We start from the raw sequence: 940 nt of genomic DNA on the forward strand, positions 1-940 counted from the left end.
GCGGAAAGTGATAAAAAACGAATTCCTCATCTACAAATTGTAGTAATTTTCTTAAATTTGAATTATAAATTAATTAAATGAAATCTGAAGAAATACAAGACCTTTTCCTAAAATTCGAAGATGCAGCAGCTGAATTAGAAGGAGTTGAATGTTGGAGTGCACGTGATTTACAAATATTATTAGGTTATAGCAAGTGGGAAAATTTTGAAAAAGTAATAGTTAAAGCAAAAGATGCTTGCAAGAATGTTGGAGAAGAAGTCGAATATCATTTTCCTGACATCAGGAAAACGATATCAATGCCAAAAGGTGCTGAAAAAGAAATTGATGACATTTTATTGACAAGATACGCTTGTTATTTGATTGCCCAAAACGGAGATAGTAGAAAACAAGAAATTTCCTTTGCTCAAAATTATTTTGCTGTACAAACAAGACGAGCTGAAATTGTAGAACAAAGACTTTTAGAATATGAAAGAGTTAAAGCTCGAGAAAAACTTAGTCAAACAGAGAAACAATTATCAGGTGTTTTATATGAAAGAGGCGTAGATAGTCAAGGCTTTGCAATAATTAGGAGTAAAGGAGACCAAGCGTTATTTAGACTTAACACTCATTTATTGAAAAAGAAAATGGGGGTTCCTGAAAATAGACCTGTTGCAGATTTTTTACCAACGATTAGCATTAAGGCAAAAGATTTAGCTGCTGAAATGACGGGACTTAATGTTCAAAGTAAAGATTTGAAAGGACAAGCTAAAATTGAAAAGGAGCATATTGAAAATAATTTAGCGGTTAGAAATATGCTTACAAACAGAGGTATAATTCCAGAAAATTTACCACCTGCAGAAGATGTAAAAAAACTTCAAAGAAAATTAAATGGAGACGAAAAAAAAGTACTAAAAGAAACAAAAAAGAAACCACCTCAGAAAAATTAACAGCACCTTCCGCT

Annotated in this window: 1 protein-coding gene; it reads left to right on the forward strand. The window is 31.8% G+C overall.

Features of this window, described 5'->3' with window-relative positions:
• Positions 1 to 77 precede the first annotated feature (77 nt).
• Positions 78 to 926, forward strand: a complete 849-nt coding sequence (gene dinD, locus AC4AGG_RS16585) for a DNA damage-inducible protein D (RefSeq protein WP_489773133.1) — start codon at positions 78 to 80, stop codon at positions 924 to 926.
• Positions 927 to 940: the final 14 nt, after the last annotated feature.

It is taken from the genome of Chryseobacterium sp. CG10_8 (assembly GCF_058117085.1).

Coding starts and splice junctions, on each gene's coding strand:
- dinD (WP_489773133.1), top strand. CDS start 78: ATGAAATCTGAAGAAATACAAGACCTTTTCCTAAAATTCGAAGATGCA.